The sequence below is a fragment of the Alkalinema pantanalense CENA528 genome (assembly GCF_050753345.1).
Lineage (GTDB): Bacteria > Cyanobacteriota > Cyanobacteriia > Leptolyngbyales > Leptolyngbyaceae > Alkalinema > Alkalinema pantanalense.
Genome location: NZ_JBLZFX010000154.1, coordinates 1 through 8,525, shown reverse-complemented (window position 1 = coordinate 8,525; position 8,525 = coordinate 1). Strand labels below are relative to the sequence as shown.

At 48.8% G+C, this 8,525-nt stretch carries 5 protein-coding genes and 1 pseudogene; 4 read left to right on the top strand and 2 right to left on the bottom strand.

Annotated features, from left to right (window positions below):
- Positions 1 to 240 precede the first annotated feature (240 nt).
- A complete protein-coding gene (locus ACN4EG_RS26400; RefSeq protein WP_431633269.1) occupies positions 241 to 501 on the bottom strand; it encodes an HNH endonuclease in 261 nt (86 codons plus the stop codon).
- 301 nt (positions 502 to 802) lie between these two features.
- Between ACN4EG_RS26400 and ACN4EG_RS26395 the strand changes: the two genes are divergently transcribed.
- The 3 genes and pseudogenes from ACN4EG_RS26395 (at position 803) to ACN4EG_RS26385 (ending at position 4,584) form a co-directional block, all read left to right on the top strand.
- Positions 803 to 3,946: a hypothetical protein gene (locus ACN4EG_RS26395; RefSeq protein WP_431633268.1), complete on the top strand. Its 3,144-nt coding sequence runs from the start codon at positions 803 to 805 to the stop codon at positions 3,944 to 3,946.
- Positions 3,947 to 4,004: 58 nt separating this feature from the next.
- A pseudogene (locus ACN4EG_RS26390) lies at positions 4,005 to 4,364 on the top strand (DUF6972 family protein).
- Positions 4,327 to 4,584, top strand: a complete 258-nt coding sequence (locus ACN4EG_RS26385) for a hypothetical protein (protein ID WP_431633267.1) — start codon at positions 4,327 to 4,329, stop codon at positions 4,582 to 4,584. Before ACN4EG_RS26390 ends, ACN4EG_RS26385 begins: the two are co-directional and overlap by 38 nt.
- A gap of 75 nt (positions 4,585 to 4,659) precedes the next feature.
- Here ACN4EG_RS26385 and recN read toward each other — a convergent pair whose 3' ends face one another.
- The gene (gene recN, locus ACN4EG_RS26380) at positions 4,660 to 6,519 is read right to left on the bottom strand and encodes a DNA repair protein RecN (protein WP_431633266.1); all 1,860 of its coding nucleotides are present in this window, start codon (positions 6,517 to 6,519) and stop codon (positions 4,660 to 4,662) included.
- A 512-nt stretch (positions 6,520 to 7,031) separates the two neighbouring features.
- Between recN and ACN4EG_RS26375 the strand changes: the two genes are divergently transcribed.
- Positions 7,032 to 8,525 (top strand): tetratricopeptide repeat protein (locus ACN4EG_RS26375; protein ID WP_431633265.1); only part of this gene is annotated, 1,494 nt, incomplete at its 3' end.

The window sequence follows — 8,525 nt, the reverse complement described above, 5'->3', positions numbered from 1 at the left end:
CAGTTAAAAGCCCATGAGCTATCGGGCCGGATGTTTGATAATTCCTATGACTTGGCGATGGCAATTATAGCTGGGGTAGAGAACCGCTATCTTTCCAAAGGATACAATCTTGAACGTTTTATATTTAATTCGGCCTAGCTACTTAGCAGGAACACTAGGAGAATTGGCTGTACCAGGAACCCATGCCCAGCCTTGCGCGAGTTCGATCGAATACTTCGAGTTCTAGTGGGGCTGATTAGCCTATTCTTTGAGAGATTTCAACAGTTTGGTAGGGCGAAAAACTTGTATTTCTGATAATCGATCGGGATGATGGATCAATAGATAATGCTCATATTCAAACCAGTGCATTTCGCCTTTTTCTTGATTGCAATTCCTACAAATAACCCATAAATTTCTAAAATCCATGGATAGCCAGGGATACTGCGATCGGGGGAGCTTGTGATCCATGGTTCTCCCGTTATTTCGCTCAACTTCGTCGCGATAGGAACCAGCACAATACATCTGCATCTTGAGGGGCGGTAACGGCTAGAGTATAGGTGTCCTTCTGGTTCCATAGATTGCGGCACCTTGACATTACAGTTGTTTTCCAATTTGTAAAATTTTCTGAGCAGAGGCATGAGCTTGGGATGGGGCGTTATACTGAAACCAGTCTGCCTATGATCATAATCTGGGGGGGTAGGCCGACTAGATTCTACCTAATAAGTTATGCAACTACCATGTGACTTTGATCGGATACCTTTGCATCTACCTTCAGACGAAAAATTTGTAGCTATAAAATGGCTTGCCAATATATCTGATAGCAATGACTGATAATCCAAGCTGGCAATATTTCCGAGAACATACTTGCAATCCAACAGATATATTCGAGTCGCAAGTAGCAAAGTGGTTATTTTGCTCAACTGTCAAAGTTAAACCAGACGAGTTAGAATTTCCACCAAATTATCCAGGTATTGAGTGTCGTCCAGTCTTAACCGAGTCAGGCTGGGCTAGTTTTCAAGCCAAATATTCGTATGATGGCAAACAAAATATTGCTGCATTCGATTGCCTTAAAAAAGCTTATGAACGTAAATCAGAAGGTCAATATCAGCTTGATATAATCTACTGTTACTCATCTGGAGCGGCTACTGAATCGAGAAAACGTCAAGAAATTGAGCAGCTTGCCGAACAAAATGGAGTCAGCTTAGTTTGGCGATTTGCAGACCAAATTTTAGAGCAACTGAGGTATTCAACTGACCCGATAGTAATACGTGCAAAGCGTAGATTCTTTGAAGATCTGCCACAGCCAACGTTAATAATACCGAGCAAAGCAGAATCCCCTGAAGGTATTGCAAAGTACCACTTCAGCCAACAAGCGACACCTTTGATTGGACGAGATAATGAAATCAAAGAACTATCTCAATTTTTATTTTCTGAAGCCAATGTTTCGTGGTGGGGTGTCGTTGGCAAAGGAGGAAGCGGTAAATCTCGCTTGCTTTTGGACTTGGGCCAATCACTTTCAGATGAATGGCAATGGGGCTGGCTAGATGATAGTACTGTTTCCAAATTTGACTTTAAGGGTTGGACACCAAATAAACATACACTTATTATTGCTGATTATGTTATCGGACAAGAGCAAGAAATAAACGGTCTGCTGTGTGCCCTATTCGAATTGGAGCAAACAAATCATCTACAACATATCGTCAGGCTCCTACTAATTGAAAGAGAATCTGGACAATGGTTTAAGAACCTCAAAAACTTGAAGACCATCCGTACATGGGTTCAGGAAACCCTATATTCAAATGATCTATTGCAGATACATCAACTGGAGCATAGTGCATTAGTCCGATTAGCCAACTCACTTGTAGATTGTCAAGATGATATACAGATTGATCCAGAAAGCCTTGTTGAAAAGGCTTTGGCTACGAATCCCGAACAAGCACCGCTCGTGATGCAACTATTAGCGACATCAGAGCAAATCGACAGTATGGAACTCATAGACCTCATTAGAGAGTTGATAGAACGGGATAAGATTAATCGTTGGGACGCAGCACAAATCGAGGAAGATGTTCTGGAAGTCCTAACTGTTACAACCATGTGTGGAGGTGTTGACCTTAACACTTCTAGATGGAACCTGTCGAGTACACGAGATTACTTCGCTTCATTTAAGCATTTCAGACAATATTCTCTTGTAACTGGTCAGACGCCGACACTAGGACGTCTTGAGGCTCTAGAGCCTGATCTCTTTGGGGAACTGTTTGTACTTGATCGGCTTGCTTCATGTTTACAAAATCCACTATCTGACGACCATAGACGCTTGCTTAGGCTGGCAATGACAGTGAATGAGGGCAGAGCTGCCGTAGGTTTTTTCAGCAAATGTCGGGATGACTACCCTTCACATCCAGCATTTTCAATATTTAGTTCTCCTCCTGAAGGTGAGCTAAGTAATTCAGTTTGGATGCTGCCCACGGACAATCCTAGTATTCTTGCTTGGTTGTTGATTGTGTCAAATGTCATTGATATACCTGCAATTGAGGAACAGCAAAAGTGTGAAGTCTATCGGTCAGTTGTAAACTGTCGGCATTCAAATGGATTATTTCTGACCCTGATTGAGCAAGTAATTTTTATCCGTCTTCTAACATTTTTTTCAAATACTGGAAACTCTCGGAAATATTTGGGTGAACTAGAAATTGTAGATGAAGTAAAAGTTCCAGCAGAACCCACGTCTACTGATTTTCTAGATCATCTTTACCCTGATAACTATTGCGATGATGTAATTGCAGACTTTCGAGAAATCGATAACGAATTGAAGCTAACATTAGCTGGGCCCACTTTAGTCAAAGTCTTTCATCATAAATTGCTTCATTTTCTAAGCGATCGCGATATAGATTTATCATTCAGTTTATCTCTCTATCAAGAAATAGTCTCTTTATTACAAGAAATACATCCTAATAACTATGGAGCTACAATTCTTGAATTTCACCAATTATGTTTGAATTTTGTTACTGCATTAACTCAGTTTAACCATCACAATCGTCATCCAGAATTATGTATACAAGCTGCGGAAGACATCCATAAATCTCTTTCTACTTTATCGGAGATAAAAATAAACGACCAGTATGCTGTCATACATACTGGATGGCGAGAACAAATAGTCATGACGATGACTGTAACTGCTGCTCTTACGCGCACACGAAACTATGAGTATCTTCTTGACTTAATTGAAGAATTAGATAGATATATCTCTATGCCATCTGGCAACGATTCTGCTAGTGCACTTAATTATGTCAAGGCATCTGTTCAACTAGCACACGGCTTTAAATCTCAGGATAATTTTGATGCTTTTCTGGCTATCTACAATCGCTGTTTTCAGTACTCAGAAAAGTTTCCAGGCAGAGAGATGGCAACCACTCTGGGCATGATTCAAATTCAGCTTTATCGGAACAAAACTGAATATTACTCTGATGAAGAAAGATATAAATTTCTTGAAGCATCTATCAAGCTAGCTGAGAAATTCCCCGAAGATGAATCTAATTTGCTGCGACCTGTTCTCATAGCTCTTTCTGGTGCATACCACGATGCAATGAAAAATGGGAAATTAGAAGTAGCCCGCCAATATTTCGAAAATGCTTTGGCGTTAATCCAGAAATTAGGGCACATACACTATAGTGCACACAGAAAAATTTCTTGTTGTGAACTTATAAAAGTAGGACTTGATGCATATCTAGAAGATGGTTTTTCTCTAGAACTTACTCAGAAAGCAATGCAAGTTATTCAAAATTCTTCGCTCACTACTTTTGAGGAGTGTTTACATCAAATTCCTAGTGAGTTATATAATCGAGCCCAAAGCTCGATTAGGCAAGGTGAAGAAGAGATTTTTGAGCGTTGTAAAACTTGTCTCAGGCTTTTACAACCTTATTGCAGCTATATATCTGAATTCCTAGAAGCATTAGCTAGATATCTAGAGTGAGAGGATGTTTGCTTCGGTTACAATGACAATTCTGAAATAGTGCGCGATCGCCTCACCCATGAGCGGAATTGACCGTTACCTTACACCTGATCCCCGACCAAGCCTGATCGATCGCCATCTGCCAAACACCCCGCAAGTTCAGCGCCTGCTCCGGAGAGAAGGCATAGCCCATATCTTTAAAGATCTCGAAACCCTAAAATAGGTTATACAGGCTATTATCGCAGGCGGAGAGCAAACCGGAATCGACGATGAAGATGATGACTACGAACGATATGGACTCTACTTTCCTGATCCGATCGGCTACATAATTAGAGCAGATGGGAGCCAAACTCCTCTTTACTACGGCGAGATCAAAATTGTGAAAACAACAGGTGAGTATCATGCAATCCCACGCACCAGCCCTCGTAGAACAAGCTAAAAACTGGCAATTTCTGGAACTTTGGGTCGATCCCGTGCTTTTCCCACCTAAAATTCTCATGCTCGTGGGTGCTCAAGACGGCACTTGTCGTATTTTTAATCCTGCATCTGACTATAAACTCGTTGTCACCCACTCCAACTACGAAGCTGCTCAAGAATGGCTTCTCGAAGATGAATATGAACGAGTCAAGGGGCAACTTTTAGCTGAAGAAATCTTCTAGTAGAAATGCCGCATAAATCGCTAACGAGGAACGTTCGTTGACCTTAATTCACTATCACCACTCGCACAATCCCATTTAACCCACCTTCGATTTATTAGCTTTTCTCTTAGGCTTCCCCGACTGCTTCACAACTGTTTGCGCTACCGCTTCAACCACCTCCACCTGCTGCCCATCACGAATATTCGACGCCTGTATTAAAAGCGACTCCGCAAAGTCGATCGCGGCTTTTGCCGAGCCATTTTCCCCTTGCACCACATCTCCACTGGCAATCTGCGCTAACTCCAACCGCCGTTCCCCCTCATCCAGCGACTGAATTCTCACCACCGTTCGCAAATTTTCTACTTTATTATTCCCCTTCGCCTGCTTCCCAGTATTCTCCGGATCAATCACCTGCTTACTCACCCGGAAATGCTGATCTGCCATTGCCGCCACGATCGGTTGGTGCGTCACACACAATACCTGATGGTGCAAACTGAGATGGTGTAACTTCTGCGCGATCGCCCCCGCCACCCGGCCCGACACCCCCGCATCAATCTCATCAAACACCAACGTCCCCACCGCATCCACCTGGGAAAAACAAGACTGCAACGCCAGCAAAAATCGACTCATTTCCCCACCAGACGCAATTTCCGTCAACGGCTGCAAAGGCTCCCCCGGATTCGGGCTGATCAAATAGGTAATGCGATCGGCCCCCGCAGGCGTCGCCGCGATCGGCGCAATCCCCACCTGGAACTTCACCTTCTCCATCGCCAACGGCTTCAACTCCGCCACCAACTGCGTCTCTAGCGTTTCTGCCGCCGCCTGCCGCAGCTTGGTTAACTTGCCACAAGCCTCCACCAGTTCCGCCTTCCGCGCCTGGGCGATCGCCTCCAAATCCGCCAACGACTGCCCACCCCCCGTCAGAATGTCCATTTCCGCTTGCAGATTCTCCTGAAGCGCGATCGCATCCGCCAACGTCGGCCCGTACTTGCGGCAGATCGCCTTCAACTCCACAATCCGCTCCTGTACTTCCTGAAGCCGTCGCGGATCCGCCTCAATGTTTTCGCCGTAGAGATTAATTTCCCGTCCCGCCTGCTCCACTTGAGCCAAGGCATTGGCCACCAGATCCAAAATCGGCTGCAACTGGTTGTCATACTCCACCATATCCAGCAGCCGCTGCTCCGCTTGCCCCAGCAGATCCGCACAGGCCAGCGCCTCCCCCCCAGTTTCATTCTGGTAGAGCATTTGATAGATCAGATAGCTCTGCTGTTGCAGCTCCACACTGTGGCTGAGGCGATTGCGCTCATTTTCCAACTCCTCCAACTCATTCGGGTCGCTGAGGTTGGCAACATTCAACTCCTTCAACTGGTACTCAAACAGATCCAACTGCTGCAACCGCTGGGCCTCCATCTGCTGCCGTTGCTCCAGCGTCCGTGCCGCCTGCTGGTAGGCCACAAACTTCTCGCCCACCCGCTCCCGTTGCCTCAGCAGCTTCTCGCCCCCAAAGCTATCCAGCCAGTCCCGCTGCACCCCCGCCTGCCCAATTTGCACCGTTTGCCCCTGGGCCGTAATCTCCACCAACAGTTCCCGCAGGCGTTCCATCTGCTGGCGATTCACCGTCACGCCATTCACCCGCGACTTATTCCGCGCGCTACCACTGGCAAAAATTTCTCGCGTGCAGACCAACACCGCCCCCTGCGCCGGATCAATTCCCTCCTGGCTCAGCCAAGCTTGTAACTCAGGTCGCAATTGGAACTGCCCCTCGATCAGCGCCCGTTCCTCCCCCGTGCGCACCGATCGCCCAGAGGTCTTGCCTCCTAGCACCGCATCGATCGCGTCCAAAATAATCGACTTTCCAGCCCCGGTTTCTCCCGTCAGCACATTCAGCCCCGCCCCAAAGGTCAGGTCAAGCTGATCAATCAATGCAAAATTTTCGATCTTGAGGGACAGCAACATGGGCAAGCTAAAGGAAAAAGAATCAGGCGGGATTAATCAATGGTAAGGAAAATTGTGGGGTTTCATTCCCTTCGATCGAGGGGAATCTGAGCAAATCATCCCCGATCGGCGGTTTCTCCAGGATTCATTCAACAAATTAATACAATTGAACTGACGCAACTGTGCCAGAATATCGCAAAAAATCAAGATTGAACCAGAATCGCCAGAGTCGATCCGATCCCCCCTAGCCCCCCTTAAAAAAGGGGGAACCGGAAACATTCCATTCAAAGTTCTTCTTAAAAAGGGGAACTAGAACTTCAAAGTCCCCCTTAAAAAGGGGGATTTAGGGGGATCAAATTCAAGCAAGCACGAGAATCTCTACCCCCGATCGACCCAAGATTTCACGAATAACCGGATTACACCCCCTGCAATCACCTTGTAACAAAAACCGCTCAAAAACAACCGTTCAAAAATCGCTGAGTCGCCTTTAATTTTAAAACGCAAGCTTCCTTCTCGATGGGTGAATTCCTGCAATGCTGACTGTTCCTGACGCCATTAACGCCGCTTTTACCGCCTTTGAGACAGGCAATTGGGATCGAGCTGAGTGGATGGCTCGCCAAGTCATCCAAATCGCTCCCGATCACCCCACGATGTTGAATTTGCTGGGTTCCGTCTACTACCAGCGGGGCGAACTGCGGGAAGCGATCGTCCATTACCTCGCCGCCACCGAGGTACAACCCAACTACGCCGAAGCCTTTCGCAACTTAGGGGTGGCCTTGCAAGCGATCGGTCAACTCCCCGACGCCCTAGAAGCTCTACAACGCGCTGTGGAACTGGCCCCCGAAGACGCCACCGCCCACTACAACCTCGGCAACCTGCTGGTACTTCTGGAGCAACCGGAGGCAGCCCTAGACGCCTACCAAACCGCGATCGCCCTCCAACCGGAATTCCCCCAAGCCCTCACCAACCTGGGCACCCTGCTGCAATCCCTCGGCCAATTGGAAGCCGCGATCGCCACCTTCCGCCAGAGCCTCGCCCTGACCCCCAACGCCGTCACCGCCCAAATCAACCTCGCCAATGCGTTGCAAGAAAAGGGCAACCCCGAATCCGCCCTGGGCTATTACCGTCGCGCCGCCGAACTCCAACCCTTTGACCCCAACCTGCAATTTAACCTCGGCAACCTGCACCAATCGATCGGTGACTTTGCCGCTGCCAAGGTGCATTACCTCCTCGCCCTCAAACTGGACTCCCGCCACGCCCCCACCCACCACAATTTGGCCCTGATTCTACAAGCCGAGGGTCAGCCGAATTTAGCGATCGCCCACCTGCAACAGACCCTCGCCTACCAGCCAGACAACGCCGAAGCCTACAGCAACCTGGGACTCCTCTGGCAAGACCAAGGAGAACTGCCCAGCGCCATCACCTGTTTCCGCACCGCGATCGATCTCCAGCCCGACCTTGCCCAAGCCCACTTCCACCTGAGCCAAGCCCTGTTAGCGATCGGTCAGTGGACAGAAGGCTTTGCAGAATACGAATGGCGTTGGCAAGCCCCCAGCTACCTGCAACAGCAAATTCCCCGCCACCGCAAAATTCCCCGCTGGGACGGCACCCCCATCAAAGGTAAAAAGATTCTCATCTGGGCCGAACAAGAACTAGCCCAAACCCTGCTTTGCAGCCGCTACTTACCCCTCCTAGTCAGCCAGGGAGCACAGGTAGTTGTGGAATGCGATCGCGCGATCGTTAGCCTCCTAAAGGCCATTCCCGGCCTCACCCAAGTCATCGCCAAAGGAGATCCCGTCCCCAACTGCGCCCTCCAACTCCCCCTAGGCAGTCTCCCCAACGCCCCCTTCCACCCACCCACCTACCCCCCCCCTCTCCCCCCCTCCCCCCCCACCCTCACCCCGCCCTCCCCCCCACCCCACCCACCCCCCCCCCCCCCCCCCCCCCCCCCCCCCCCCCCCCCCCCCCCCCCCCCCCCCCCCCCCCCCCCCCCCCCCCCCCCCCCCCCCCCCCCCCCCCCCCCCCCC